The 26,648-nt window shown below is 68.4% G+C and carries 28 protein-coding genes, 2 tRNA genes and 2 pseudogenes; 19 read left to right on the top strand and 13 right to left on the bottom strand.

Features of this window, described 5'->3' with window-relative positions:
• Positions 1 to 14: 14 nt before the first annotated feature.
• Positions 15 to 1,118, bottom strand: a complete 1,104-nt coding sequence (gene nicT, locus NE236_RS35205) for a Nickel transporter NicT (RefSeq protein WP_252846565.1) — start codon at positions 1,116 to 1,118, stop codon at positions 15 to 17.
• 177 nt (positions 1,119 to 1,295) lie between these two features.
• On the opposite strand from nicT, the gene NE236_RS35200 reads away from it, so the two are divergent.
• From NE236_RS35200 to NE236_RS35180, 5 genes are all read left to right on the top strand, one after another.
• Positions 1,296 to 2,705, top strand: a complete 1,410-nt coding sequence (locus tag NE236_RS35200) for an aldehyde dehydrogenase family protein (RefSeq protein WP_252846564.1) — start codon at positions 1,296 to 1,298, stop codon at positions 2,703 to 2,705.
• Positions 2,706 to 2,745: 40 nt separating this feature from the next.
• Positions 2,746 to 2,928: a hypothetical protein gene (locus NE236_RS35195; RefSeq protein WP_252846563.1), complete on the top strand. Its 183-nt coding sequence runs from the start codon at positions 2,746 to 2,748 to the stop codon at positions 2,926 to 2,928.
• The gene (locus NE236_RS35190) at positions 2,886 to 3,356 is read left to right on the top strand and encodes a ribose-5-phosphate isomerase (RefSeq protein ID WP_252846562.1); all 471 of its coding nucleotides are present in this window, start codon (positions 2,886 to 2,888) and stop codon (positions 3,354 to 3,356) included. Before NE236_RS35195 ends, NE236_RS35190 begins: the two co-directional genes overlap by 43 nt.
• A 465-nt stretch (positions 3,357 to 3,821) precedes the next feature.
• Positions 3,822 to 4,940 (top strand): PP2C family protein-serine/threonine phosphatase, encoded by a 1,119-nt coding sequence (locus NE236_RS35185; RefSeq protein ID WP_252846561.1) that lies wholly within the window; start codon positions 3,822 to 3,824, stop codon positions 4,938 to 4,940.
• A gap of 56 nt (positions 4,941 to 4,996) precedes the next feature.
• A complete protein-coding gene (locus tag NE236_RS35180) occupies positions 4,997 to 5,476 on the top strand; it encodes a GNAT family N-acetyltransferase (RefSeq protein ID WP_252846560.1) in 480 nt (159 codons plus the stop codon).
• A 59-nt stretch (positions 5,477 to 5,535) separates the two neighbouring features.
• Here NE236_RS35180 and NE236_RS44050 read toward each other — a convergent pair whose 3' ends face one another.
• The 5 genes from NE236_RS44050 to NE236_RS35160 form a co-directional block, all read right to left on the bottom strand.
• Positions 5,536 to 5,670 carry a hypothetical protein gene (locus NE236_RS44050; RefSeq protein WP_289851279.1) on the bottom strand — a complete coding sequence of 45 codons (135 nt, stop codon included), beginning with the start codon at positions 5,668 to 5,670 and terminating at the stop codon, positions 5,536 to 5,538.
• Positions 5,671 to 5,823: 153 nt separating this feature from the next.
• On the bottom strand, positions 5,824 to 6,222 hold the full coding sequence (locus tag NE236_RS35175; protein WP_252846559.1) for a MerR family transcriptional regulator: 399 nt from the start codon (positions 6,220 to 6,222) through the stop codon (positions 5,824 to 5,826).
• Between the two features lie 13 nt (positions 6,223 to 6,235).
• Complete coding sequence (locus NE236_RS35170; RefSeq protein WP_252846558.1) at positions 6,236 to 7,258, bottom strand: MDR family NADP-dependent oxidoreductase; 1,023 nt, start codon at positions 7,256 to 7,258, stop codon at positions 6,236 to 6,238.
• Between the two features lie 310 nt (positions 7,259 to 7,568).
• Positions 7,569 to 8,102, bottom strand: coding sequence for a GNAT family N-acetyltransferase (locus NE236_RS35165; protein ID WP_252846557.1), 534 nt, complete (start codon positions 8,100 to 8,102; stop codon positions 7,569 to 7,571).
• A 14-nt stretch (positions 8,103 to 8,116) separates the two neighbouring features.
• On the bottom strand, positions 8,117 to 9,361 hold the full coding sequence (locus NE236_RS35160) for a helix-turn-helix domain-containing protein (RefSeq protein ID WP_252846556.1): 1,245 nt from the start codon (positions 9,359 to 9,361) through the stop codon (positions 8,117 to 8,119).
• A 215-nt stretch (positions 9,362 to 9,576) separates the two neighbouring features.
• Here NE236_RS35160 and NE236_RS35155 point away from each other — a divergent pair, with 215 nt between their 5' ends.
• Together NE236_RS35155 and NE236_RS35150 are read left to right on the top strand one after the other, a co-directional pair.
• Entirely contained in the window at positions 9,577 to 9,861 is a 285-nt protein-coding gene (locus NE236_RS35155) for a hypothetical protein (protein WP_252846555.1), read from the top strand.
• A gap of 664 nt (positions 9,862 to 10,525) precedes the next feature.
• On the top strand, positions 10,526 to 10,681 hold the full coding sequence (locus NE236_RS35150) for a hypothetical protein (protein ID WP_252846554.1): 156 nt from the start codon (positions 10,526 to 10,528) through the stop codon (positions 10,679 to 10,681).
• A gap of 552 nt (positions 10,682 to 11,233) precedes the next feature.
• On the opposite strand, the gene NE236_RS35145 is transcribed toward NE236_RS35150, so the two are convergent.
• Positions 11,234 to 11,530, bottom strand: a complete 297-nt coding sequence (locus NE236_RS35145; protein ID WP_252846553.1) for a YcxB family protein — start codon at positions 11,528 to 11,530, stop codon at positions 11,234 to 11,236.
• A 603-nt stretch (positions 11,531 to 12,133) separates the two neighbouring features.
• Positions 12,134 to 12,319 carry a hypothetical protein gene (locus NE236_RS35140; RefSeq protein WP_252846552.1) on the bottom strand — a complete coding sequence of 62 codons (186 nt, stop codon included), beginning with the start codon at positions 12,317 to 12,319 and terminating at the stop codon, positions 12,134 to 12,136.
• Positions 12,320 to 12,525: 206 nt separating this feature from the next.
• On the opposite strand from NE236_RS35140, the pseudogene NE236_RS35135 reads away from it, so the two are divergent.
• The 5 genes and pseudogenes from NE236_RS35135 to NE236_RS35125 form a co-directional block, all read left to right on the top strand.
• Positions 12,526 to 13,080, top strand: a pseudogene (locus tag NE236_RS35135) (replication initiator); the annotation flags it as partial.
• Between the two features lie 308 nt (positions 13,081 to 13,388).
• Positions 13,389 to 13,604, top strand: a complete 216-nt coding sequence (locus NE236_RS35130; protein WP_252846550.1) for an excisionase family DNA-binding protein — start codon at positions 13,389 to 13,391, stop codon at positions 13,602 to 13,604.
• A complete protein-coding gene (locus NE236_RS45570) occupies positions 13,604 to 13,831 on the top strand; it encodes a hypothetical protein (protein ID WP_504915095.1) in 228 nt (75 codons plus the stop codon). The genes NE236_RS35130 and NE236_RS45570 overlap by 1 nt, the downstream gene beginning before the upstream one ends.
• A pseudogene (locus NE236_RS45340) lies at positions 13,755 to 13,949 on the top strand (tyrosine-type recombinase/integrase); the annotation flags it as partial. The gene NE236_RS45570 and the pseudogene NE236_RS45340, both read left to right, overlap by 77 nt.
• Before the next feature lie 301 nt (positions 13,950 to 14,250).
• Positions 14,251 to 14,700, top strand: coding sequence for a tyrosine-type recombinase/integrase (locus tag NE236_RS35125; RefSeq protein WP_252846549.1), 450 nt, complete (start codon positions 14,251 to 14,253; stop codon positions 14,698 to 14,700).
• Between the two features lie 110 nt (positions 14,701 to 14,810).
• Here the strand turns inward: NE236_RS35125 and NE236_RS35120 are convergent.
• Positions 14,811 to 14,884: transfer RNA gene (locus tag NE236_RS35120), tRNA-Gly, on the bottom strand.
• A gap of 120 nt (positions 14,885 to 15,004) precedes the next feature.
• A complete protein-coding gene (locus NE236_RS35115; RefSeq protein WP_252846548.1) occupies positions 15,005 to 15,505 on the bottom strand; it encodes a hypothetical protein in 501 nt (166 codons plus the stop codon).
• An 847-nt stretch (positions 15,506 to 16,352) separates the two neighbouring features.
• Here NE236_RS35115 and NE236_RS35110 point away from each other — a divergent pair.
• Positions 16,353 to 16,426: transfer RNA gene (locus tag NE236_RS35110), tRNA-Pro, on the top strand.
• A 130-nt stretch (positions 16,427 to 16,556) separates the two neighbouring features.
• Here the strand turns inward: NE236_RS35110 and NE236_RS35105 are convergent.
• Positions 16,557 to 17,066, bottom strand: a complete 510-nt coding sequence (locus NE236_RS35105; RefSeq protein ID WP_252846547.1) for a YbhB/YbcL family Raf kinase inhibitor-like protein — start codon at positions 17,064 to 17,066, stop codon at positions 16,557 to 16,559.
• Between the two features lie 90 nt (positions 17,067 to 17,156).
• On the opposite strand from NE236_RS35105, the gene NE236_RS35100 reads away from it, so the two are divergent.
• Positions 17,157 to 17,387 carry a metallothionein gene (locus NE236_RS35100; RefSeq protein WP_252846546.1) on the top strand — a complete coding sequence of 77 codons (231 nt, stop codon included), beginning with the start codon at positions 17,157 to 17,159 and terminating at the stop codon, positions 17,385 to 17,387.
• A 129-nt stretch (positions 17,388 to 17,516) separates the two neighbouring features.
• On the opposite strand, the gene NE236_RS35095 is transcribed toward NE236_RS35100, so the two are convergent.
• Both NE236_RS35095 and NE236_RS35090 read right to left on the bottom strand, forming a co-directional pair.
• Complete coding sequence (locus NE236_RS35095; protein WP_252846545.1) at positions 17,517 to 17,927, bottom strand: pyridoxamine 5'-phosphate oxidase family protein; 411 nt, start codon at positions 17,925 to 17,927, stop codon at positions 17,517 to 17,519.
• A gap of 285 nt (positions 17,928 to 18,212) precedes the next feature.
• Positions 18,213 to 18,590: a hypothetical protein gene (locus NE236_RS35090; protein WP_252846544.1), complete on the bottom strand. Its 378-nt coding sequence runs from the start codon at positions 18,588 to 18,590 to the stop codon at positions 18,213 to 18,215.
• A 299-nt stretch (positions 18,591 to 18,889) separates the two neighbouring features.
• Here NE236_RS35090 and tig point away from each other — a divergent pair, with 299 nt between their 5' ends.
• From tig to NE236_RS35065, 5 genes are all read left to right on the top strand, one after another.
• Positions 18,890 to 20,320, top strand: coding sequence for a trigger factor (tig, locus tag NE236_RS35085; protein ID WP_252846543.1), 1,431 nt, complete (start codon positions 18,890 to 18,892; stop codon positions 20,318 to 20,320).
• Between the two features lie 172 nt (positions 20,321 to 20,492).
• A complete protein-coding gene (locus tag NE236_RS35080) occupies positions 20,493 to 21,131 on the top strand; it encodes an ATP-dependent Clp protease proteolytic subunit (RefSeq protein WP_308209193.1) in 639 nt (212 codons plus the stop codon).
• On the top strand, positions 21,128 to 21,814 hold the full coding sequence (locus NE236_RS35075; RefSeq protein ID WP_289851278.1) for an ATP-dependent Clp protease proteolytic subunit: 687 nt from the start codon (positions 21,128 to 21,130) through the stop codon (positions 21,812 to 21,814). The genes NE236_RS35080 and NE236_RS35075 overlap by 4 nt, the downstream gene beginning before the upstream one ends.
• A gap of 160 nt (positions 21,815 to 21,974) precedes the next feature.
• Positions 21,975 to 23,249: an ATP-dependent Clp protease ATP-binding subunit ClpX gene (clpX, locus tag NE236_RS35070; protein WP_252846542.1), complete on the top strand. Its 1,275-nt coding sequence runs from the start codon at positions 21,975 to 21,977 to the stop codon at positions 23,247 to 23,249.
• Between the two features lie 69 nt (positions 23,250 to 23,318).
• Positions 23,319 to 25,904, top strand: coding sequence for a valine--tRNA ligase (locus tag NE236_RS35065; protein WP_252846541.1), 2,586 nt, complete (start codon positions 23,319 to 23,321; stop codon positions 25,902 to 25,904).
• Positions 25,905 to 26,648: the final 744 nt, after the last annotated feature.

Genomic DNA, 26,648 nt, shown 5'->3' with positions numbered 1-26,648 from the left:
CGACCACGCCGCCGTCAGGCGTCGCTGTCCTGCAGGGCGGCCGACCACCGCTGCTCGATGCGGCCGAACTTCCAGATCGCCAGCGCCCCCGCCCACATGACCAGCAGCAGGCCGGTGACGACGAAACCGGCCGTGTTGAGGTCCAGGCCGGCGACCCAGTCCCAGAAGCCCCCGTGCAGTCCGAACCGCTCCTGGGCGACCTGGAGCAGCTCGGTGCCGCCGATCACGAAGGCGAACGCCACCGAGACCCCGGTCAGGACGATGTTGTAGAAGATCTTGCGGACCGGGTTGGAGAACGCCCAGCCGTACGCGAAGTTCATGAACGTGCCGTCGATGCTGTCCCACAGCGACATGCCGGCCGCGAAGATGATCGGCAGGCACAGCACGGCGTACCAGGGGAGGGAGCTCGTGGCGGCGGCCGAGCCTGCCAGCGCGAGCAGGCCGATCTCCGTGGCGGTGTCGAAGCCCAGCCCGAACAGGAAGCCCAGCGGGTACATCTGCCACGGCTTGGTGATCGCCTTGGTGAAGCGGCCGAGGAAGCGGTTCATGAAACCGCGGTTGTTCAGCTGCTCCTCCAGCGCCGCCTCGTCGTAGGCGCCTTCGCGCATCTCGCGGAACACCTTGATGATGCCCATGAGGATCACCAGGTTGATGATCGCGATGATGGCGAGGAACGTGCCGGACACGGTCGGGCCGATCGTGCTGGTGATCTGGTGCAGCCCGGAGTTCTCGTCGGAGACGCCGTTGGACAGCGCCTTGACGCCGAAGCCGAGCAGCACGCAGGCGGTGAACACCACCGAGGAGTGCCCCAGCGAGAACCAGAACCCGACCGACACCGGGCGCTGGCCGTCGGACATCAGCTTGCGGGTCGTGTTGTCGATGGCGGCGAGGTGGTCCGCGTCGAACGCGTGGCGCATGCCGAGCGTGTACGCCGTCAGTGCGATCCCGACGCCGAACAGCTTCCCGTCGCCGAGGTGGTATTGGCCGGGTACGACGAGGAACAGCAGGATCCCCCAGCCGACGACGTGCAACAGTCCCACGAAGCCGATCATCCCGGCGAGGCGTCCCCATTCCGCCCGGCCCAGCCGGGTCCGTGCCGCGGACCGCACCGTCGCCATCGATCCTCCTCGTTTCCGCCGTATGCGCATGACATGCGCTCATCTGCCATTCAATCCCTGTTGCAAATTACTTGCAACAGCCGATCGTATGCCGGGACGGGCCCCTGCCCGGGGCGGATCCATATCCCTCACCCGGACGGCTGGTCCGCGTCCGGCGACCGGGGGAAGGATGAGGACATGCGCGATGTGATCTATGTGGGCGGGGCGTGGGCGGACTCATCGGCCACGGCGACGATCGACGTCATCAACCCGGCGAACGAGCAGGTCATCGACCGGATCCCCGCGGGCACCGCGGCGGACGTCGACCGGGCCGTGGCCCAGGCGCGCCGGGCCCTGCCCGCCTGGGAGGCCACCGCGCCGGAGGAGCGCGCCGGGTACCTCGAGGCGATCCTGGCCGGCATCGCGGCCCGGCAGGACGAACTCGCGAGGATCATCGCGACCGATCTCGGCGCGCCGTACGCACTCGCGCGGAAGGTGCACGTCGCCGCCCCCATCGGGGTGCTGACCGGCATCGTGGACCTGCTGCGGACGTACGACTTCGCGGGTGAGCACTGCGGCAACTCGGTGATCGTCCGCGAGCCGGTCGGCGTCGTCGGGGCCATCACGCCGTGGAACTACCCGCTGCACCAGGTCGTCACCAAGGTCGCCCCCGCCCTCGCGGCCGGCTGCACGGTCGTCCTCAAGCCCAGTGAGGTCGCGCCGCTCGCCGCGTACGCGCTGGCCGACATCATCGACCAGGCCGACCTGCCGCCGGGGGTGTTCAACCTGGTGTCCGGGACGGGCCCCGTCGTCGGCGAGGCGATCGCGGCCCACGAGGACGTCGACATGGTCTCCTTCACCGGCTCCACCCGGGCCGGCCGGCGCGTCGCCGAGCTGGCCGCCGCGTCGGTCAAGCGCGTCGCGCTCGAACTCGGCGGCAAGTCGCCGAACCTCATCCTCCCGGACGCGGACCTCCCCCTCGCCGTCAAGGTGGGCGTGGCCAAGGCCTTCGTCAACTCCGGCCAGACCTGCAACGCCCTCACCCGCATGCTCGTGCCCCGCACCCTGTACGACGAGGCGGTGGCACTCGCCGCCAAGGCGGCGGAGCGCCACACCCCCGGCGATCCGTTCGACGAGGGCACCCGCCTCGGCCCGCTCGCCTCCCGCGCCCAGCTCGACCGCGTCCGCGGATACATCGACAAGGGCGTCGAGGAGGGCGCACGGCTGGTGACCGGCGGCACGGACACCTCGCTCGGCCCCGGTTACCACGTCCCGCCCACCGTCTTCGCGGACGTGACGCCGTCGATGACGATCGCCCGCGAGGAGATCTTCGGACCCGTCCTGTCGATGCTCGCCTATGACTCCGAGGACGACGCCGTGCGGACCGCCAACGACACGCCGTACGGGCTCGCGGCCGCCGTGTGGTCGGCGGACCGCGACCACGCGGTGGCGGTGGCCCGCCGCATCAAGGCGGGTCAGGTGGAGATCAACGGCGGTCGTTTCAACCCCGTGGCGCCGTTCGGCGGTTACAAGCAGTCCGGCCTCGGCCGCGAGCTCGGCCGGTACGGGCTGGAGGAGTTCCTGGAGGTCAAGTCGCTGCAGTTCTGAGGGTCTTCCGGCATCTCCCGTGGCAGGTCAGCGTCCGGCCATGCGTTCACGGGTGATCGGGGCGGTCATCGGCGGCGTCGGCGCGATGCTCACGGTCGCCCAGTGGCCGCTCGACGCCGCCGCCCGCGCGCCGAGCCCCGGTCGTGCGGCCGGCGGCACCGACCTGACAGACTTTGCGGCATGCGCGTCTATCTCGGCTCCGACCACGCGGGGTACGAACTGAAGCAGCACTTGATCGGATGGCTCACCGAGCAGGGACACGAGCCGGTCGACTGCGGCCCGAAGGAGTACGACGGCCAGGACGACTATCCGCCGTTCGTCATGGACGCGGCGGCCCGGACCGCCGCCGACCCCGCCTCGCTCGGCGTCGTCATCGGCGGCTCGGGCAACGGCGAGGCGATCGCCGCGAACAAGGTCCCCGGCGTACGCGCGGCCCTCGCCTGGAGCGAGGAGACCGCACGGCTCGGCCGCGAGCACAACGACGCGAACATCATCAGCATCGGTGCGCGCATGCACCCGCTCGACGAGGCGACCCGGTTCGTGGGGATCTTCCTCGACACGCCGTTCTCCGGTGAGGAGCGACACGTCCGGCGCATCGCCATGCTGACCGCCTTCGAGCAGACCGGCGACCTTCCCAAGCTCCCGGCCTGACGCGGGACGCCGGAGCGTCAGCGGCGACCGAGCCGTCAGCGGACGCCGCCGTCAGAGGCGGCCGGCCGTCAGAGACGGCCGCCGGTCAGAGCTCCGCGGCGGCTCGGCGCTTCGCCAGCCGCCGCTTCTCCCCTCTACGGGGCTTCACGGGCTGAGGCGGTGCGGCCGGAGGGCTCGGCGCATCATCCTCCGACCGGACGCGCGAGACGTCGCGGGCCCGCATCGCCGCGTCGACCGTGACACGCATGCCCTGTCCCATCCGCCACCTCCGGAAGATCCGATGATCTTTTAGGTCTCCCCTCGATGGGCGGGCGGAAAACACGAACGTGCCGCCACACCCGTCACCGGCGGCGGATCCGACGCGTCGAGCCGAGCGGTGCACCGGTGTTTCGGACGGCCGAGACACGCGTCCTGCGCAACGGCACGCAGCACGGACCAGGCGATGCTCGATACAGTGCCCGCATCATGCTCAGCCGCCTGGTCCAGTTCCTGCCACCGAGGATCCGCGCCTTCCTGCGCCGGATCCCCGTCCTGGTGCGGCTGTATCAGTGGCTGCAGCGGGGCCAGCTCACGCAGGACCGCAACGCCCTCGCCGCCCTCATCGCCGTCACCGTAGTGATCGGGATCTCCGCGCCGGCGTCGCAGACCTGGTTCTCGCCCAGCGCCGTCGTCCTGACCGTGCTGGCCGGTGGTCTCGTGCTCCGCGTCCGCAGCCTCGGGGTCCTCCTAGGCGTGGTCGCCGCCGCACTGCTGTACGACGCGATCGCCATGGGCTTCGCGCGCGTCGGCCCCGGCGTCATCGCGACGATCATCGTCACGGCCGTCCTGGCGACGGTGCTGGCCCGCAGCCGGGAGCAGATCGGCGTGAAGGGCCTGCGCGGCGAGCTGATGCTGCTCGAACTGCGCGACCGGCTGCGCCGGCACGGAGAGATGCCGAAACTGCCGGCCGGATGGGACTCCAAGGTGGTCCTGCTCCAGGCCGGCGGTTCCTCCTTCGGCGGCGACTTCTTCGTCTCGGTCTGCCGCGACGACACGCTCGAGGTCGCGCTGGTCGACGTGTCCGGCAAGGGCGTCGACGCCGGCACGCGCGCGCTGATGCTCTCCGGGGCGTTCGGCGGGCTGCTCGGCTCGGTCGAGCCCGAGCGGTTCCTGGCGGCGTGCAACGCCTACCTGCACCGTCAGCGGTGGGACGAGGGGTTCGTCACCGCGGTCCGTCTCACCATCGACCTGCGGACCGGCGAGTACGTCGTCGAGTCGGCGGGCCACCCGCCCGCCGTGCAGTTCCACTCGGGCAGCGGCACCTGGCGGGTCAGCTCGGCCAAGGGCATCGTGCTCGGCGTCGTCCCCGAGATGAGCTCCGAACCCGAGCGTGGTGTGCTTGGGCCCGGCGACGCGATGCTCCTCTACACCGACGGTCTGGTGGAGGCGCCCGGCCGCGACCTGGACGCCGGCATCGACCGGCTGCTCGGCGCGGTCGAGAGCCTCGTCCCCAGCGGATTCCGTGAGGGAGCGGCCGAACTCGTCGCCGAGATGGCCGCCGCCCGCGACGACGACTGCGCCCTGGTCCTCATCTGGCGGAAGTGACGGCTCCCGGGCCGTGCCTCCACGCCACGGCGCCGCGCACCTGGCAGTCTGCGGGTATGAGCACTGTCACACTGCAACCGGTGGACGAGAACCTGTTGCCGAGGTTGCTCGAGATCGCGATCGCCGACACCGACCCGCATGAGGTGATGCCGGACGTTCCCGTCGCGCCCCGGTGGAACGACGCGAGCCGCGCCGCCTTCGACGAGTACCACCGACCGGGGGACGGGGCGGCCTACGCGGTGCTGGTGGACGGGCAGCTCGCCGGCGCGGCCCGCATCACCCCTGCGGAGGCGCCCGGCGCGGTCCAGGCGTACATCTGGCTGGGGCGCTCGGCCCGGGGGAAGGGCTACAGCACTGAGGCGCTTCGCCTGCTGATCGACGAGGCGCGGGCGCACGCGGCGAGCGCGCTCATCGCCGAGACCCATGTGTCCAACACGGCCGCCGTCTCGGCTCTGCGTACCCTCGGCGCCATGCTGTGGGAGGACCCTGAGACCGGATCGGTGCACGCCACGCTCCGCGTCGGCGAGGCGGACTGACCGGGGCCTCGCGAACGCGGTCACGACCCCGCCGGTGCCCGGCACCGACGAGGGGACGGTCAGACCCGGTCCGCGCCGATCCGGGCGCCGGGCAGGCCAGGGCCGGGACCACTGATCGGGGTCCCGGGCAGGCCGGGGCCGGGACTGCTGATCGTGCTGCCGGGCAGGCCGGGATCGCCGGCCCGCCGTACCACGGCGGGTTGCTCGCCCCGGTCGGCCGCGCGCTCCTGGGGCGTGTCCGACAGATCCGCTGTCCGGCTGCGCGACGCTCAGGCGACGCCCCGCCGCGTTGTCGTCGGTCGCCGGCCAAACCAGGCTGACCCCCTCCTCCGCCTGGACGCCGCTCGCTACGAACGGGATCTGTCAGACACGCCCTGGGCCTGCGCGCCGACCCGGGCCGCGAGGCGTTCGCGGAGCCGCGTCAGCCGGGTGATCTCGGCGTCGAGGGCGGCGAGCCGACGCTCCGCGACGCCGCTGGGCCGCGAGCACGCCCCCGGCCCGCCGTACGGCGGCAGCGCGTCGTCCTCCAGCAGATCCAGCCGATCCCCGCAGTCGCGTAGATCCGCGACGGTCAGTCCGAGCGACAGCAGCGTGCGGATGACACGGACGCGCGCCACGTCCCGATGGCCGTACTCCCGCTGTCCGGTGGCGGTGCGCCGTGGCGGCGGCAGCAGGCCGTTCTGTTCGTAGAAGCGCAACGCGCGGGGTGTCGTGCCCGCCGCTGCCGCCGCGTCGCCGATCCGCATGGGTCCTCCGGTCCTACAGGGACACCACGACGGTGCCCAGATGCCGGCCGCTCATCATTTCGTGCAACGCCCGCGGCCCGTTCTCGATGCCGTCGACGCGGACGTGCGGGAAGCCGAGTGCGCCGGAGCGCGCCCAGCCGCCGAACCGGTCGATCCACTCCGCCTGGACGCCCGGATCGTCGAGGGCGCTGTACCCGAGCATCGTGATCCGCTTGATGATGAGCTGGTAGGAGTCGAGTTCGACCGGGGCCGTGGTGCCGGAGCCGCTCTCCGCCAGCTGCCCCGACAGCGCACCGACCAGGACGAACCGCGCTCCCGGCCGGGCCGTCGCGACCGCCGCGCGCAGTTCCTCCCCGCCGACGTTGTCGAAGAGGACGTCGATGCCGCCGGGCGCCGCCGTTGCCAGCTGCTCGGTGAGGGGCCCCGCCCCGCGGACGACCGCCGCGTCGTAGCCCAGCTCGGCGACCATCCGCTTCGCCTTCTCCGGCGATCCGGTGCTTCCGATCACCCGTTCGGCGCCCAGCAGCCGGGCGATCCGCCCGGCCAGCGACCCCACCGACCCCGCTCCGCCGGAGACGAACACCGTGTCACCGGGCCGGACCTTCGCGCCGCGGGTCAGGGCCCCGTACACGGTCCGTCCCTGCGCCAGATGCATGATCGGATCGGGCAGCGCGTCATCGAGGGGAGAGCAGTCCGCGGCGGCCATGACGGCGTACTCGCGCCATCCCAGCCAGTGGAAGACCAGGTCACCGGGCCACACCCCGCTGTCACCGGGTGCCGCGACCACCTCGCCGACCGCCGGTCCGAACAGCGTGTCCCCGGGACGGAGGGGAGGGAACGGCGCCCCTTCCACACCGCCCCCGAGCAACGTCCGCAGCGCCGCGAACACGTGGAAGAACCGGTTCCGTACCAGCACCTCCCCGTCACCGGGAGCCGGTAGAGGCGTATCGGCGACGGCGAAGTCCCCGGGCCGCGGCAGCCCGGAGGGAACAGCGACGAGGCGCACCTCACGGGAGGTACGGGGCAGCTCCGACATCAGACGCTCCTCAAGAGAACGAAAACAAGGCGCCGCGACGCTAACCCTTGACCCATGCGTCAAAGGCAAGACAAACGCGCGACCTCCGTACGAACCGCCGACGACGGCCAAGCCGCGACATCTCCCCGCCGCGATGCCCGCCCGCCACCGCCGAAGCCGGGCTCCGGCCCAGGCAACGGCGCAGAATGCTCGGTAACCGCCATCGCAAACCGGAACTAACCCGCCCAGACCGCCACCTGGCTCGCGCGTTCACCGAGCATTGCGCCAGCCCCCGGGTCAGCAAGCGGAGAACATGGAACGGACCCAGGCGTCAGGGCAGCGAGCGGACCATGACCACGTACGTGATCTCTCCACCACCCGGTCGAATCACGCCGAGCTGAGACCAGTTCCAGGATTCGTAGGCCGCGAGGGCGGGAGCGGCGTCCGGCCGGACGGTGAGGGTGGCCCTCTCCTCGGAACGCCGGGCGAGGAGCACGCCGTGCAGGCGCCGACCGATCCCTTTTCGCCGGTACGGCGCCGCGACGGCCAGTTCTTTGACCGCGAACGTGCGGCCATCACGTTCTGCCGTGACCTCGGGAGCGGGCGATGGCGTGATGTCCTCCCACCATCGAGTCGCCTCACGGAGCGAGTAGGCATAGGCGAAGCCGACCAGCTCGCCGTCGACCTCGGCGGTCACCAGCCTGAAACCCGGCTGCGGGATCTCGATGGCCAACAGGTCCCGGAAATCCTCGACGTCCTCCGGTCCCTCGGCGTACGGCGGCTCGGCGAACACCGCCGCGTACAGGCCGACGACCTTCTCGGTCAGCGCGGCGGCGCCGCACCCGTCATACGTACGAACGATCAAGTCCGACACGGGGCTCAGCCGTTCGATCCGGCGGACCGCTCGCGGCAGCCTTCAAGGAATTCCCGTACGACGGTATTGCCGCTATGAGCACCGAGATGATCTCGGAGGGCCTGGAGATGTGCGACGCCACGCGCAGAGGACACCGTGGAGTGGAGCCCAAGGGCCTGTATGCCGGTCTTCGCGGCTCCGTTGACGTCGCCCCGGCGATATCGGATGGCCGCCAGCCAGGTGACGTACAACGTGCGGTTGCGCTGATAGGGGCCGATCACATCCTCAAGCGCCTCACTGAGGAGCATTTCAGCCCGGTCCAGATCTCGGGCTTCGCCCAGGTCCATGAAGCAGCTGGATTCCTGAACGGTCAGTTCGGATTCGGTGAGCCACTGCACCCAATGCGGATCGGCGGTTTCGATCTCGTCCGCGTGTTCCCAGCGTGCCCGTGCGATCGCGTTCGAGAACCCCGAGCGGTCTCTCATGGCGGCATACGAGACCGCCTCACGGAGCGCGAGCATGGCGCGGACTCGCGGCGTCGCCCAGCCACGGGCAGACGCCTCTGCCGCGCTGATCAGGTTGAGTGCCTCCTGCGGGCGGCGCTGGTAGTAGGCCTGGGTGCTCATGCTCGACAAGGTAAGAGTGGCGAGTCGATGATCTTGCGCTACGTGTGCGGCGAACAAAGCCTCAAGGTAGTGACGGCGTGCGCGTTCTTGATCGCCTGAATCGAAGAACGCCCAGCCTGCAAGCTCGGAGACGTGACCGGCGGCGCTGCGCAGTGTCGTCCCGATTCGCTCGGTGTAGGTTCCTTCGTCCAGAAGATGCTGAACCCCTCGCAGAAGCCTCAGCGCGGGGTCGCGTAGGCGGCCACCACCGTATTGATCATCGATCGAGTAGAGCTGCTGGATGGCCCGATGGAACTCGTCGACATCCTGAACACCGATGCGCCCTGATGCGGAACCGGCCAGAGGCTCGCTCGCACCGATGATCGCCGGCTCATCGACAGGGGCGGCGAATGGCTGGGCGCCGAAAAGCTCATCCTCGTCCGTCGAGAGCGCCCGTGCGTACAGCATGCGGTACCGCTCGGAGATGCCGACGGCTGCACGTTCCCATCGCTTGACATACCCGAGCAGCGTCTCGTGATCGGGGAGACCGCTTCGGGACTCGCCGGCAGCCTGCGCGAGCCTGCGCGCCATTTCGGGTTTGTCCCATCCGCGCGCTTTGCGGGCCGTACGGATGCGAGCAGCCCATTCCCGTCGCACACCGGCCATGTTCACACCTCACGGACCATGCCGAGAGCACATATATCCAGTGCCCCGCCCTGCCCCGCATTGTCGTCTACCAGCGGCGGGCCCGCAGCCATTTGACTGTCCGTGACCGAACCGACACGGCGATTCCGGGAGTGGCAGGTGCCTGCACAGCAAACGAACTTCTCATCGACCGTCCATCTCGTCATAGGGAACGACCCGTTGTCCAGGGGTGCTCGGTGAACGCGCCCCAAAGCGAGCGGAATCTCGGCCTGCTGGTGGAGCTGTGTCGGGAACTCGCCAAGCTCGGTGTGAAAGTGGGCCTGAGCGACGCACGCCCGGCACTGTCCGTGCGCGGTGGTCTGGTCGACAGGAAAACGTGGATCGAGGTCGATCCTTCTGGCGAGTCGTTCGTATGGCGACGTGACGACCGAGCATGCCACTCGGTGGATGATCCGGCAGGTGCGGCCAGAGCGATCGCGGAGTATCTCGAAGCGCGTGGCGCAGGACCGGGGGAGAGGTGATGGCCTCCGAAGCCACCAGGGTGTTGAGGCGGCGATTCCCTGGATTGGTGTTCTGGTTCGGTCACCGGACCGGGGTCTGGTGGGCAGCCGTGCCGATCTCGGGCGGGTGGCGGCTCGTCGAGGCCGCTGACCCGGAGCAGTTGACCCAAGCGGTCATCAAAGCTCACGTCTGGCCCTGGCCGGCACCACGGCAGGGGGCCCGGTGGACCTTAGGCGCCGGATCGTATCCCTGAAGTGACGGGCGGCTGTGAGGGCAGTATCGCATTTCGCCCCAGATACGTTCGTGACCTGCGTTGCGACGCTGCCGGGAGAGTGAGAGGACGGCCCACGAACGCGCATCGTACGCGGGCGCCTCGCGCACGGTTCTGGCCGCTTGGATAACCCGGCTTCCACCTCAACCACTTTCAGACCTCCCGCCGCGTGCGGGTGGGGCCATACCCGAGCCGGAGCGCCCCCGACGGAGGCATGCCGGCAGGTGCTGCGGCTCGAAGGGAGGCTCACCCTGCCATCGCCGGACAGCACGGGCGGCCCGTCGGGAACACGACCAGCGGCTTAGCCGCTTCTCGCGGGTTGCCTTCCAACGAATGCCGCAGACAGTCGTTGCCGTGGCGGGTGTCTAGACCCCCACACGTGTATCCACGGACAACTGATGAAGGAGTAACTCATGTCCAACAAGGACACCTCGCAGCACGTGCTGGTCGAGACCGATGACGGGATCGTCGAGTTCCCGCTGGGCTCCACCGCGACCAACACCACCGAGACCAGCAAGTCCGTGCTGGTCGAGACTGACGGCGGGATCGTCGAGTTCCCGCTGTCGTAGCTCGGCAGAGCTGCTAAAGGGTCGACTATGACCCGCTGGCCCCTTCCCCGAAGCCTCGGGGAAGGGGCCTTTCTTGAGCTTGTCTTAATCTGGCACGGATCTGGCACGAAGGCTCAAGAAGACTTGACGAAGATCAAAGGCCCAGGCTCCGGAATGCCGGATGACCTGGGCCTTGTGGTTGGAGCGGGCGACGGGAATCGAACCCGCGTAGCCAGTTTGGAAGATTTCGGACCGCGATCTTGTGAACTGCTCCGACCCAGCTCAGCGCGTTGCATACGATGCCCGCGACTCGCCGTGAGTCCTCCATGATCACCATCCTGACGGGCACGCAGCGGGCACGCTTATGGCGGCGGGCGGCATCGGCCCGGAGTGCTCGTCCGCGCGAGCGGTGAGATGTGGTGACAGACAGGAGCGCGCGGGCGAGTACTCCGGCTCGCGGGGGCGTGGGGGCGGTGGAGCCCCCAGTGTCACGCTCGACTAACCCGGCATGACCAGTCGGCCTCTTTGAGCCCCCGCCGGAGGCGTGTTCGATCTAGGCCGGATTCCTCTGGGTCAGGCTCGGGTGGAGTTCCGGTCGAGGACGGCTTGCAATCGGTCGAGGTCCGCCGGTGTTGCGGCGCCGCGCTTGGGAAGGACGACGAAGCCGATGCCGTGCTTGTCGGGCGTCATCAGGACGAACAGCTCATCCGTCTCTGCATACCGGGTGAGCATCGGCCACTGGTACCTCGTTTCGGTATCCCGTGAGGTCACCCGCACCCCGCTGTCGTCCACGATGGCCTGGAATTTCCCCTGCGAGGCGACCATCCTGTATACGCGCCGCCCCCGGAGCGTAGGAAGCAGCACGTACATACCGATGAGCAGGGCCAACCCCGCGAGGCAGCGCACCGTCGAGCTGGGCTCCCTCGACCCCGTGAGGTTCAAGACAAGAACGCCCAGCACAATGATCGCGCCGGCTGGTCGTGATGTCGATCAGCACGGTGCCGTAGACGTGACCGCGGCGCAGGGCGAAGTCATCGACACCCAGCACCCGCACCGGCCCGCCCGATGCCGGGTCGGGCATCGCACGGATGAGCCGCAGCAGCGTCATCCGGCTCACTGCGGCGGCCAGTCGCGTCCGTGTGGAGCTGACGACGGCCCTGCCGCCCTGCCCATTGGCGGCCTGTGCCGTCGCCGACGTACCCGTCAACGCGACACTCGCGACACTCGCGACAACAATGGCCCCCGCCATCATCGCAACACGTCTTACCATGCCGAATCCCCTTTCCGTTTGACCGGATCGAGGTTCGCTTATCCTGCCATATCACCACACTGTTCGCCGACGCGAGGGCGGTCACCGGTGTCTAGTTCTTATGCCCTCACCGGAATCAAAGATCCCGGCCCCTCACCTGAGCGAGGGACCGGGAGCCGTTGGTCACCAGCCGGCCAGGGCCGTGACCTGTTCAGCGATCAGGACTAGCTGGCGTTCTCGATGAGGCCCTTCGCCTCGCTCTCCGAGATACCGTTCCCCTCGGCGAGCGAACGGACCGCCCCCTCGGGGGTTACGCACCCGTTCGCGATGGCGTCGCTGAGGTTGGCGGCCTGCTGCGGGAGGCCAGGGGAGGGAACTCGCCATTCATCTTCGCGTTCGCGTTGCGCCATGTCTTCCTCCTGATGGTAGTCGGTGTGTGGCCGACTGTTCGGGTTTTTGGCTGTGTGTTTCGCGTGCCGTTTAGCGCACGCACAAGTGATTGTCCGTGAACACCGTGTATCGGCCACCGCAGGAAACCCGGTTACACCGATTGACTTGAGGGACAGCATCTGGCCGGAGTCGCCGAGCGCTCGGCGTCGACTCCGACGACAAGAGCCGCATCATCCCGCCACCCCCCGGCCTCACCGTCGCCGATCTCGATGAGGCCGTCCGGTACGCCGCCGCGTCAATCGGCTACGTCACCGATCCGCACCCCGAGCATCCCGACGGCTGGCCTATCGCTTGGGGTGACCCGAATAAGGCCTTGGACGTCCGCCCCATCACCCTTACGGGCGATGGCACCGTCACTGACGCCATGGTCGCGGGCTATCTGGCCAAGTACTCGACTAAGGGCACTGAGGTCACCGGTCACAGTTCCCGCCGCCTTGATCCCTCCATCATCCGTCTGTACGCCGACCCCAACGGCACCCACACCGAACGCCTGGTGCAAGCAGCCTGGGACCTTGGTGAGCATTGGGAGTCCCTGCGCCGGTGGGCTCACATGCTCGGGTTCGGCGGTCACTTCCTCACCAAGGCCCGTCGCTACTCGGTCACCTTCGCTGCCCTCCGGGACGCACGCGTCATCTACCGCCGTACCGAGGCCCACAAGGCCCGGACTACGACCAAGACCGCTTTGACCGTCAAGACGACGTTGACACCGAAACAACCCTGATCGTCAGTCGGCTCGCTTATGCCGGGACCGGCTGGAAAACCACCGGAGACGCCCTTCTTGCCAACACCGCAGCCGACCAAGCCCGCCAATGGCGCGAGACCGGCCGTGAAGAACTCGTCCACCTCGACGCCACCGAGGATGACGCCCTGCACGCTGCATGACTCACTACCGGTGAGAAGACACCAGGCCAAACGCCGCCGCTGACATCGCGGGAGAACACGGCAGGCCGGACGTGAGATCTGCCAGCAGCTCACGCCCTCGACGAAAGGACGCCCGTATGCCCTGACCCGTGAGGAGAACCCACACGCGTGAAGATCGACCCCACGCGAGATCGGCTGCTTACTGTGGCTGAGGTCGCCGAACTGCTCAACACCTCTGAGCGTTTCCCTCGCCGACCCATCGAGGAGCGGCGGATCACCTTCGTCCGTCTCGGGCGGAAGGTCCGTGTACCTGAATCAGCTGTCGCTGCCTTCGTCGCTGCCGGTGTCGTCGAACCGGTGCAACTCGGCAGGGGTGCGGCCTGATGACTCAGCGACGCCGGTTCGGAACCATACGCAAGCTCCCGTCCGGGCGCTTCCAAGCGCGCTACCGAGGACCTGACGGTGTCCTGTACGCCGCACCAAGACCGTTCGAGACGAAGCGCGACGCTGATCGGTGGCTCGTGCTGAAGGAGGCTGAGATCCATCGCGGGGACTGGATCAACCCGAACGCCGGAAAGGTCACCTTCGAGTTTTGCCACTCAGTGGATTGATGATCGCGTGCTCAAGCCGCGCACCGAGGACCTGTATCGGGGCCTGCTCCGCAACCACCTTCTCCCGACCTTTGGCGGTTACTCCCTGAGGGACATCAAGGAGCCGGATGTACGTCGGTGGCGCAAGGAACGGCTTGGCGAGGTCGGACAGTCCACTGTCGCCAAGGCTAACCAGCTCCTCAAGTCGATTCTGAGTACGGCTGTGGACGATGAGTTGATCCGCCGTAATCCCTGCCGGATCAAGGGCGCGGGAACGCCGGATACGCCCGAACGGGAGATGATCCCGCTCGCCAAGGTGGCCGAGATCATGGGGGTCATTCCCGAGCGGTACCGGGCGCTCGTGCTTCTGGGGACCTTCGCCAGTCTCCGCTGGGGCGAGTTGGCCGGCCTTCGTCGTGGCCAGCTCGATCGGGGAGGGAGTGGTCCGGATCGCCGGGGCCGTCGCCGAACTCGACGGCGGCAAGCTCATGGAGGACACGCCCAAGTCTCGGGCCGGACGCCGGACGGTGGCGATCCCCGCCGAGACCATCCCGGACCTGCAAGCGCACCTTGACACCTTTGCCGAGTTCGGACCGGAAGGCAGGGTGTTCGTCGGACCACGCGGGGGACCGTTGCGGCGTTCCGGCTTCCGGCGCATCTGGAACAAGGCCCGTGCCCAGATTGGCCTACCTGACCTGCACTTTCATGATCTCTGGCACGTCGGCAACACGTTGGCCGCCAGCACGGGCGCAAGCCTCAAGGAGTTGGTGACCCGTATGGGCCATGCCTCCCCGCGTGCGGCGCTCATCTACCAGCACGCGACCCGTGATCGAGACAAGGTCGTCGCCCAGGCGCTCGGTGAGGCGTTCAAGACCGTTCGCGGGATGTGATCAACGGTCGTGGCGCTCTGTGGCACGTTTGTGGCACGGAGCCGAGAATGGCCCCCAGGTGTTCGAAAGGCCCAGGTCCCGGAATGCCGGATGACCTGGGCCTTTGTGGTTGGAGCGGGCGACGGGAATCGAACCCGCGTAGCCAGTTTGGAAGACTGGGGCTCTACCATTGAGCTACGCCCGCGTGCGCAGGAGACGAGCGGACGAGCGCCCATCCCACAACGTCCCTCGCGTAGCGTACCGGTTCCCACGCCCGGATCGTGCACGCATGGACGGTGATCGCGCGCACGGCCCGGGGAAGGTCTCAGCTCTGTGGCGGCCGTGTCCGGCGCCGTCGCCGGCCGCCGGGCCGGTCGCGAGTGGGTGGGCGGGGCGTGTCCTCGTCGGCGAACAGCTGGGCGAACTGCGCGGGCAGTCTCCAGAAGAGCCGGGAGGTGCCCAGCGTTAGGACGTACCCCCAGAGGATCATGAGGTTGCGGCAGCGGTCGTGCACCTCGGGATCCGCGACGTTGACGATCGCCAGGACGAACAGCGTCAGTTCGCCGAGAAGCAGGAGTGCTCCCCAACCGGCCAGGCCGACCAGGCCCCACAGCGCGACGGACGGCGGCACGTGGAGACCGGTGATCCGAGGACCGTCGTCGCGTGCCTGGGACAGCCACCATCCAGTGCCGCTCGCCCCGAAGAGCCCGCCGGCGACGTACAGGACGCCTCGCTGCCGCCGAGGGCCGGATCGGGCGTGCCGGTGGCGTGTGGTGGGCGAGGGCCCGCTGGCCGGGTGCGACGTGGGCGATGTCCTGTCATCCATGGTGGCCGCCGATCGTCCCGAGCGGCCCGTCAGGGCCGGAAGCGGTAAACCCCCGACCGGCGAACCGCCGGTGGCGTACGGTAGGACGCGATGGCAACCCGTGACCGCCGTTAGACCAGCTCAATGGCGGCGAAACGCGTGAAATAGCCATTTCATAGACTCCCGCGAGCCTTGTCTGTTCCCGAAACCGGCAGGTTCGATGGAGGAGGGGGCCGCCCGCGTCTACCGCCGGCTGTGCCAACAGTCCCCGGTCGGAGATGGGGGCGGCCCTGATGCCTTTTTCTGTTGTACGGCCCTCTCGGGCGTCGGTCGCGTTCTCCCGGCCTCCGCCGTCGTGCCGGGCGAATCCCGTCGCGACCGGCCGCTTCGAAAATGATCTCTCGGTATCCCTTGAGATGCCGCTCTTCGCTACTCGCAGTGACGTCCGACTGTCCTGAACCCGCGCCGGGCGCGGGGTTCCGGAGCTCCCGGTCATGTGTGACGTGTGCAATAGAGTAGCTGACCAGAGCCGCTTTGCGGCCACGCTGGACGCATTAATTGATCGCACTATTAATAAGATCACTTTTAGCGCTGAAGTGATTACTCAACGTGAATATCTGCTGGTGGCAATCCGGGCGAACCGCCCTTGTTGCGTGCCGAAGAAGGTCGCGACCAACGCCGCCGACGCATTTCCAATTTAGGGTTATATCTGTATTAGTCCGATATTCTCGTTCGAGATCAGGGCCGTCTCGCGGCGGAGCGCCGGGGTCGCGCGCCGGGTCGTATGAGCCGTTCGCGAGCCCGTCACTGTGCGTGAGAATCGCGCGGCAGCCGGGAACGGCGGCTTTTCGGTACACTCGGTGACGCACGGGCTGTAGCGCAGCTTGGTAGCGCACTGCGTTTGGGTCGCAGGGGTCGGGAGTTCGAATCTCCCCAGCCCGACATTCCGTTCGTGACAGAGGAGAACCCCCGGGCACCACGCCTCGGGGGTTCTCCTCTGTCACCGGGTCACCCCGGCCGGTGCGGTGTCACGGCAGGTCCTCGCTCCCGTACGGGTTCGGCTTGCCGCGCCTCATCTGCCGTGGACGCCGACGAGGGTTCCGGTCGTCATGACCTTGTCCTCGATCGCCTCGTCCAGGTCTCCGGCCGAGAGCCCTGCCGTCAGCCCCGACGGCTCGGACAGGGCCATCAGCCGGAAGACGTACCGGTGCGGCCGGTCGCCAGGAGGCGGGTGCGGGCCGCCGTAGCCGAGACCCCCGTAGTCGCTGCGTCCCGGGACCGCCTCGGTCGGCGGATCGCCCGCCTCCATGCCCTCCGTCTCCGGCGGGATACCCGCGAGCAGCCAGTGGACGAACGTGCCGACCGGGGCGTCCGGGTCCTCGCACGTGAGAACGAGTTCGACCGCCTCGTCGGGCACCCCCGACCACCGCAGCGGCGGTGAGACGTCGCCGGCCTCGTGGGAGTACTCCTTCGGGATCTCCGCATGGTCGTCGAACGCGGGGCTTCGTAGCGTGATCTCCTGCATGTGGGCGTCCTGCCCGCTCCGGCCCGGTGACGCACCGCGCCCGGCCGGTCGATTCACCTGCGGGAACTCCCTCGGCGCTCGCTTCGACCGCCGAGTACGGGGAATCGCTAAAGACGTGGCCTAATGGCGAGAATCGGGGGATCTCTCATGGCTCACTGTGACGTCTGCGGCAATGAGTACGACAAGGTCTTCACCGTCATCACGGCCGACGGGGCCTCACGCGTGTTCGACAGCATCGAGTGCGCCGCGCACGCGATCGCTCCGGTCTGCGCCCACTGCGGATGCCGGGTCCTCGGGCACGGTGCCGAGGCGGACGACAGGATCTTCTGTGGTGCGGCCTGCGCGCGCGAGGTCGGCATCGAGCACGTACGGGCCTGACATCCGCAGCCGGGCGTCCGGGCCGCGACGTCCGGGCCGCGACGTACGGGCCTGGCATCCGCGACCGGCGTCCAGGCCGCCCAAGCGGCCCAGCGTCCAGGCCGGCCGCCTCGGGCGGCCCGGCATCGGTCAGGCCGCCTTGGGCAGCCGGCGACCGGAGATCAGCTCCGGGGAAATGGCGATGAAGTAGTCCTGGGCGGCCGGTGTCCACGTGCGGAGCGGGAGGTTGCGCAGGTCGGAGAGTTCGCCGTTCTCCGACACGATGCGGGCGTGTCCGACGATCACCACGGACCAGCCGGTGCGGATCGCCGGGTCGAAGTCGTCGACCTCGAACGCCACGACCGCGTTGCGGGCCGCCGCGGCGAGCTTGGACCCGGGCGACGTCCGGATGATCACTTCACCGCGGGCGACGACGAAGTTGACCGGCTGGATCGCCGGGAGCGCGCGGTCCGTGAACACGATCCGGCCGAGCTGGACCGCGGTGATCAGCTGCCGGCACTCGTCTTCCGACAGGATCTCCAGGCCTCCGGAGTCGTACACGGGTCATCCTTCAGGCAGGGTCTTCGGGCGGACGCTGATCAGAAACCGGCAGCCGCCGCGACACGGCGACCCGGTGCCGGAACACCGGGCCGTGCGGGGCCGTCCGTCGGCCACTGGAATCACGGCGTCCATGCCTATGACGTTAACGACAACGGGCGGGGACGCGGCGGGGCGAAGATCCTTGGATCACGGGACCAAGGTCCCTTGCCGTCGCCCGCGGACATGCCGGTACGGCGCGGTCGCCCTCGGATCCGCTCCGGTGCGCGACCGCGCACGCGGGCGGGGTCAGGAGCCGCCGCAGGAGCGCTTGAGATCGTTGGTGGCGGCGATCAGGGGGGAAGAGTCGACGCTCGACCCGGTCCCGTCGGCGGCCGCCTTCACCTGCCGGCCCAGCTGGTCCAGGGCGCCGGCCGCCTTCTCGGCGGACTTGCGCAGCTTCCCGTCCGTCTGCTTCGCCTGGTCGCGAAGGGTCACCGCGCCGGCCGCGTAGGTCTGGGCGACACGGCCGGGATCGTCGACGTGCGTCATGGCCTGCTGCCGGATGCCGCTGAGGGTGTTCTCCAGCCGGCCGCACGCCTTCTTGTCCACTCCGCTGCCGCATGCCGCCGTGGACAGGGCCAGCGCGGCGAGCACGCACGCGCCGATGACCCGCGTCTCGAGCATCGCAGCATCATGGCATGACATTTACTGATTCGTGGTTGCTTCCCAGACCCCGCCGTGAAGATCCTCGCGCCGAGGACCCCGATCACGGCCGACGGCACCTCCGCAGGACCGCCCTTTCGCAATGCTTGGGCACGCATTGCGGCCCCGACTGTCCGCAGACGTGCTGGAACACCATAGACTTGGCGCGCGAAGGCGCGCGGTGACCGCATTCAGCGTGCCCGCGTCCGGCTGAAAAACGCAGCCGCCCACGACATCCAACGTGAAATCCGTGCCGCGGCCGGATCAAGGAGACCGCCCCAGTGAAGACCGATGTTGAGGAGCTGAGCCCGACTCGGGTCAAGCTCACCGTCGAGGTGCCTTTCGACGAGCTGAAGCCCAACCTCGACAAGGCATACAAGGAGCTCTCGCAGCAGGTTCGCCTCAAGGGCTTCCGCCCGGGCAAGGTGCCGGCTCGTCTGATCGACCAGTACGTCGGCCGGGGCGCGGTCCTGCAGGAGGCGGTCAACGACGCGCTGCCGGACCTGTACGGCCGCGCGGTCCAGGAGAGCGAGGTCTTCGCCCTCGGCCAGCCCGACGTGGAGATCACCGAGCTCGAGGACAACGAGCAGTTCGCGTTCACCGCCGAGGTCGACATCCGGCCGAAGTTCGAGGTGCCGGAGTACGACGGCCTGGAGATCACCATTGACGCGGCGGAGGTGACCGAGGAGGAGATCGAGGAGACCATCTCGAACCTCCGCGAGCGCTTCGCGACGCTGACGAACGCCGACCGTCCGGCGGAGGATGGCGACTTCGCCTCCATCGACCTCTCCGCGAAGATCGACGGCGAGGACGTCGAGGACGCCCGCACGAGCGGCTACTCCTACGAGGTCGGCAGCGACTCGTCCATCGACGGGCTCGACGAGCAGCTGACCGGCATGAACGCCGACGAGTCGAAGACCTTCACCTCCACCCTGGTCGGCGGCGAGCACGCCGGCGAGGAGGCCGAGGTCACGGTCACCGTGCAGAGCGTCAAGATCAAGGAGCTGCCCGAGCTCGACGACGAGTTCGCCCAGCTCGCGAGCGAGTTCGACACGATCGAGGAACTGCGCGAGGACGTCCGTAAGCGCCTGGAGAACCAGAAGCGCGCCCAGCAGCTCGGCGAGGCGCGTGACAAGGCCCTCGAGGCGCTGATGGAGAAGATCGACATCCCGCTCCCGGACAGCGTGATCGAGAGCGAGATCGAGCGGCGCAACGAGCAGCTCGACCAGCAGCTCCAGATGTACGGCCTGGACCGGGAGAAGTACCTCGAGCAGCAGGAGCAGAGCGCCGAGGAGTACGACGAGGAGCTCAAGAAGGACGCCCACGACGCGGTCAAGGGCGGCTTCATCCTCGACCAGCTCGCCCTGCAGGAGGAGCTGACCGTCGAGAACGAGGAGCTCACCGAGTACGTCGTCTCCAACGCCCTGCAGATGGGCGTGCAGCCCGACGTCCTGGCGCGGCACCTCACCGAGAACAACCAGATCCCGGCCGTCGTGTCCGAGGTCCTGCGCAGCAAGGCCCTCAACCTCGTGGTCGAGCACGTCAAGGCCACCGACGAGAACGGCGACGAGGTCGACCTGGCGGCGCTGCAGCGTCGGCTCGCCGGCGAGGACGACGCCGAGGCCGCCGGTGACGAGGCGGACGCCGTGACCGACGAGAACAACGAGGCAAACGAGAACAACGAGGCCGAAGGCGAGAAGGCGGACGCCTGATCAGGCCGAATCCACGAACGGGCCGGCGCCGTGGGCGCCGGCCCGTTCGTATTCCCGCCTCCGGGTTCCACGCCGACAGCGAACAAGCCACCCTCGCGGCTTAAGCCCCCGCTCCAGCGCGTTAATGTCGCAATCAACCGACCACGAACAACGAACCGGAGCAGGTGACGCAGTGACCACGCCTCCGACCTTCGACCGTCCGGCGCGCATTGACGCGCGTACGGCCGAGGCGCCCCTTCTGCCGCTGGGGGACCAGCTTTATCAGCGGCTGCTGCGCGAGCGCATCATCTTCCTCGGTCAGCAGGTCGACGACGACATCTCCAACCGGATCTGCTCGGAGCTCCTGCTGCTGGCGGCCGAGGACTCCCGGCGGGACATCTACCTGTACGTCAACTCGCCGGGCGGCTCGGTGACCGCCGGCATGGCGATCTACGACATGATGCAGTACGTCCCGAACGACGTCGCGACGGTGGGCATGGGCCTGGCCGCCTCGATGGGGCAGTTCCTGCTGTGCGCCGGCACGGCGGGCAAGCGCTACGCCCTGCCGCACGCGCGCATCATGATGCACCAGCCGTCCGGCGGCATCGGGGGTACGGCCGCCGACATCAGGATCCAGGCCGAGCAGATGCTCTATGTGAAGCAGACGCTCGCCGAGCGCATCGCCTTCCACACCGGTCAGCCGCTCGAGCAGGTCCAGGCCGACTCCGACCGCGACCGGTGGTTCACCGCGGACGAGGCGAAGGACTACGGCTTCATCGACCACGTCGTGCACAACGCCAACCAGGTCGCCTCGGAAGGCGCGGTGTCATGACTTTTGACCCGAGGGGACTGAACAGCGTGAGCCACGAGATCCGGGCCGGCCTCCAGCCTGCGGAAAGCCGCTACATCATCCCGTCCTTCGTCGAGCGCACGACGTACGGCGTCAAGGAGATGAATCCGTACAACAAGCTCTTCGAGGAGCGGATCATCTTCCTGGGCGTGCAGATCGACGACGCCTCCGCCAACGACGTGATGGCCCAGTTGTTCACGCTCGAGTCGATCGACCCCGAGCGTGACATCAGCATCTACATCAACTCCCCGGGCGGGTCCTACACCGCCATGACGGCGATCTACGACACGATGCAGTTCGTCCGGTGCGACATCCAGACGGTCTGCATCGGCCAGGCCGCGTCGGCCGCCGCCGTTCTGCTGGGGGCCGGGACGCCCGGCAAGCGCGCCGCGCTGCCGCACTCCCGGATCCTGATCCACCAGCCGGCCACCGAGGGCGGCTACGGCCAGGCCAGCGACATCGAGATCCAGGCGAACGAGATCCTCCGGATCCGCGCGGAGATGGAGACGATCCTGGCCAGGCACAGCGGCCAGGACGTGGAGAAGGTTCGCCGTGACATCGAGCGCGACCGGTTCCTGACCGCCGAGGAGGCCAAGACGTACGGTCTGGTCGATGACATCATCGCCAGCCGCAAGAAGCGTCCCTCCGAGGTAGTGTCGTCATAAGCGGCCTGTGGGTGTCGCCCCGGTGTCCGCCAGATTGACCATGCCAGAGGGCTCACTCACGGTCCAGGAGACGGTAACGTCGAGACACAACGTCGAGAGCCTCAGCACGCTCCCTCGCCCCGCTCATAGCGGGTGAGCGGCCCCACGAAAAGGAGACAGGGTGGCACGCATCGGCGACGGTGGTGACCTGCTCAAGTGCTCGTTCTGCGGCAAGAGTCAGAAGCAGGTCAAGAAGCTCATCGCGGGTCCGGGCGTGTACATCTGCGACGAGTGCATCGATCTTTGTAACGAGATCATCGAGGAGGAGCTCTCCGAGTCCTCCGATCTCAAGTGGGACAACCTGCCGAAGCCACGGGAGATCTTCGAGTTCCTGGACTCGTACGTGATCGGGCAGGACAAGGCCAAGAAGGCCCTGTCCGTGGCGGTGTACAACCACTACAAGCGGATCCAGTCGGGCAGCGGCGGCAGGGACGAGGGCGTCGAGCTCGCCAAGTCGAACATCCTGCTGCTGGGCCCGACCGGTTCCGGTAAGACGCTCCTCGCGCAGACGCTCGCGAAACTGCTCAACGTTCCGTTCGCCATCGCCGACGCGACCGCCCTGACCGAGGCCGGTTACGTCGGCGAAGACGTCGAGAACATCCTGCTGAAGCTGATCCAGGCCGCCGACTACGACGTCAAGAAGGCCGAGACCGGCATCATCTACATCGACGAGGTCGACAAGGTCGCCCGCAAGAGCGAGAACCCCTCGATCACGCGGGACGTCTCGGGGGAGGGCGTCCAGCAGGCGTTGCTGAAGATCCTGGAGGGCACGACCGCGAGTGTGCCGCCGCAGGGCGGCCGCAAACACCCCCACCAGGAGTTCATCCAGATCGACACCACCAACGTGCTGTTCATCTGCGGCGGTGCGTTCGCCGGCCTGGAGAAGATCGTCGAGCAGCGCGTCGGCAAGCAGGGCATCGGGTTCAACGCGGTCCTGCGCACCAAGGCCGACGGTGACGACGGCGCCGACCGGTTCGCCGACGTGATGCCCGAGGACCTCCTGAAGTTCGGCATGATCCCGGAGTTCGTCGGCCGGCTGCCCGTGATCACGAGCGTGCACAACCTCGACCGTGAGGCGCTGATCAGCATCCTCACCGAGCCGCGCAACGCCCTGGTCAAGCAGTACCACCGGCTGTTCGAGCTGGACGGCGTCGACCTGGAGTTCACCGACGACGCGCTCGAGGCGATCGCCGACCAGGCGATCCTGCGCGGCACCGGTGCCCGTGGCCTGCGCGCCATCATGGAGGAGGTCCTGCTCTCCGTGATGTACGAGGTGCCCAGTCGCGTCGACGTCGCCCGGGTCGTGATCACCCGGGAGGCCGTTCTGGAGCACGTCAACCCGACGCTGGTGCCGCGCGAGCGGAACAAGCGTGAGCCTCGTGAGAAGTCGGCCTGACCGGCCGCATGCCGCTCGATGTTCGGGCAAGACCACGGTCGCGCCCGAACATCCGTACACTCAGCATCCGTGACTTCGCGTGCTGACCTGCCGACTCAATACACCCCGGCCGACGTCGAGGGGCGTCTTTACGAACGCTGGATCGACGGCGGCCACTTCACCCCGGACGCCGTACCCGGCAAGCCCCACTTCTCGATCGTCATCCCACCGCCGAACGTAACCGGCTCCCTGCACGTCGGGCACGCGCTGGACCACTCGATCCAGGACGCGCTGATCCGCTGGCAGCGGATGCGGGGCGTCGCGACGCTGTGGGTGCCCGGCATGGACCACGCCGGCATCGCAACCCAGAACGTCGTCGAGCGGCGGCTCGCCCAGGAGGGCCTGTCACGGCACGACCTCGGCCGCGAGGCGTTCGTGAAGAAGGTCTGGGAGTGGAAGGCCGAGTCCGGCGGCAAGATCCTCGGACAGATGCGCCGCCTCGGTGACAGCGTCGACTGGACCCGCGAGCGGTTCACGATGGACGAGGGCCTCTCCCGGGCGGTCCTGACGATCTTCAAGCGGCTGTACGACGACGGCCTGATCTACCGCGCCGAGCGCATCATCAACTGGTGCCCGCGCTGCCTCACCGCCCTGTCCGACATCGAGGTCGAGCACTCCGACGACGAGGGCGAGCTCGTCTCGATCCGGTACGGCGAGGGCGACGCGTCGATCGTGGTGGCGACGACCCGCGCGGAGACGATGCTCGGTGACACGGCGGTGGCCGTTCATCCCGACGACGAGCGCTACGCCCACCTGGTCGGCACCGAGATCGAGCTGCCGCTGACCGGGCGCCGCATCTCGATCGTCGCCGACCCGCACGTCGACCCGGACTTCGGCACCGGCGCCGTCAAGGTGACGCCCGCCCACGACCCGAACGACTTCGAGATCGGGCGCCGGCACGGCCTGCCCTCCATCACGGTGATGGACGAGCGCGGCGTCATCACCGCGCACGGTCCGTTCCAGGGGCTCGACCGGCTCGAGGCGCGCCCGGCCGTCGTCGCGGCCCTCCGCGAGCAGGGCCGCATCGTCGCCGAGAAGCGCCCGTACGTCCACGCCGTCGGCCACTGTTCCCGCTGCAAGACGGTCGTCGAGCCGCGGGTGTCGCTCCAGTGGTTCGTCAAGGTCGCGCCGCTGGCCAAGGCCGCCGGCGACGCCGTACGCGACGGCCGGGTCCGGATCGAGCCGCAGGAGATGGCCCCCCGCTACTTCGAGTGGGTCGACAACATGCACGACTGGTGCATCAGCCGTCAGCTGTGGTGGGGCCACCGCATCCCGGTCTGGTACGGCCCCGACGGCGAGATGGCGTGCGTCGGCCCCGGCGACGAGGCGCCGGAGGGCTGGACGCAGGACACCGACGTGCTCGACACGTGGTTCTCCTCGGCGCTGTGGCCGTTCTCCACCCTGGGCTGGCCCGACGACACCCCCGAGCTCCGCGCGTTCTACCCGACGTCCGTGCTGGTCACCGGGTACGACATCCTGTTCTTCTGGGTGGCCCGGATGATGATGTTCGGGCTGTACGCCATGGACGGCGTCGAGCCGTTCAAGGTCATCGCGCTGCACGGCATGGTGCGCGACCAGTTCGGCAAGAAGATGTCCAAATCGTTCGGCAACGTCGTCGACCCGCTCGACTGGATCGACCGGTACGGCGCGGACGCGACCCGCTTCACCCTCCTGCGCGGCGCCAACCCCGGCAGCGACGTCGCGGTCAGCGAGGAGTGGGCACAGGGATCCCGCAACTTCTGCAACAAGCTCTGGAACGCCACCCGGTTCGCTCTGCTGAACGGCGCCACGAGCCCGGCGGGCGGTGTCGGCGTGGTCGGCGAGGGCCTGCCCGCGGACCTGAGGGTGGCGGACCGCTGGATCGTCTCCCGGCTGTCGTCGGTGGTGTCCGAGGTGGAGGCGCACTTCGAGCGGTTCGAGTTCGCCAAGGCGTGTGAGACGCTCTACCACTTCGCCTGGGACGAGTTCTGCGACTGGTACGTCGAACTTTCCAAGATTCCGGGGATGAGCGTGGACGCCTCCGCCGTCCTGGGCCACGTTCTGGACGTCCTGCTGCGCCTCCTGCATCCGCTCACGCCCTTCGTGACCGAAGAGCTGTGGACGGCGCTGACGGGCGGCGAGACCATCGTGGCGGCGTCCTGGCCGCGGCCCGGCGCCTTCACCGACCCGGGTGCCGAGGCGGAGATCGCGGGCTTCCAGCGCCTCGTCACCGAGGTCCGCCGGTTCCGCGCCGACCAGGGTCTCAAGCCGGGGCAGCGGGTCGCCGCCTCTCTGGAGGGCATCGACCCCGCGTACGAGGAGGCGGCCCGCACGATCCTCCGCCTCACCCAGCCGGAGGACGGTTTCACCCCGACGGCGTCCCTGCCCGCCGACGGTGTCACCGTGCGCCTCGACACCGCCGGCGCGATCGACGTCGCCGCCGAGCGCGCCCGGATCGAGAAGGACCTCACGGCCGCCCGTAAGGAGATCGCTCAGGCCGAGGGCAAGCTCGGCAACGAGCAGTTCATGGCCAAGGCGCCGGAGAAGGTCGTCGCCAAGACCCGGAGCCGTCTCGAGCAGGCCCACGCCGACGTGGCCCGCCTGGAGGCACAACTGGCCGCCCTGCCGAGCGCCTGAGCGCCCTCCCGCGTTCCCGGCAACACCGTCGCGCCGCCCCGAGGCCGGCTCCCCGGATCCATCGAGGTCCGGGGAGCCGGCCTCGGCCGTATGCCGGAGACGAGGCGTTCCGGAGCGAGGAAGCCCACCGGTCATTCAGCGACCTGGCCCGCACGTCGCCGAGCACCCTTGCGGCATGGAGGGGGACCCGGCAGTGGAGGCGGGTTCTCTCGGTGTGTCACGTGTACGGCTTCGTGTGGTTCGGGGACGGCGATGATGTTCCGGTGCCCGATGTTTCGCCGCCGGATCGCTGGGGTACGAGAAGCCCAACGAGCATTGACCTGTGAAGCCATACGTGGCGGCGGCGGGATTTGACCTTGCTGCCGTAGACACGTAGTGTTCATCTTGCCCGCAGGGGAGCAGGACGCCGAGAGGCGGCCGGCCCCGCGGAAGACACTCCACGCGACATCGTGACAGAGAATGCTCTGGCGCGAGGTAGCATGAGGTGTCGGCCCGGTCGAGTACGTGACGCCATCAGGCGGTGCGGTCACCGGGAGCCTCCCAGTGAAAGTTTCAGAAGTTATATACTTCGGTCGCTTAATGCTGGGCGGGGCCGAGAAGGAATCCCGAGTCGGTCAATTCGACAAAGGGAAACGGATCGGTAAGATAGAGGAAATGCCCCAGACGGGAACTGGAAACAGGGTCCTGACGGTGTGTGTCCGTTTCTTGAGAACTCAACAGTGTGCTAAAAGCCAGTGCCTTTTG

This window comes from Actinoallomurus purpureus (assembly GCF_024055795.1).
GTDB classification, from domain to species: domain Bacteria; phylum Actinomycetota; class Actinomycetes; order Streptosporangiales; family Streptosporangiaceae; genus Actinoallomurus; species Actinoallomurus purpureus.
This window is presented reverse-complemented; position numbering and strand designations above follow the sequence as displayed.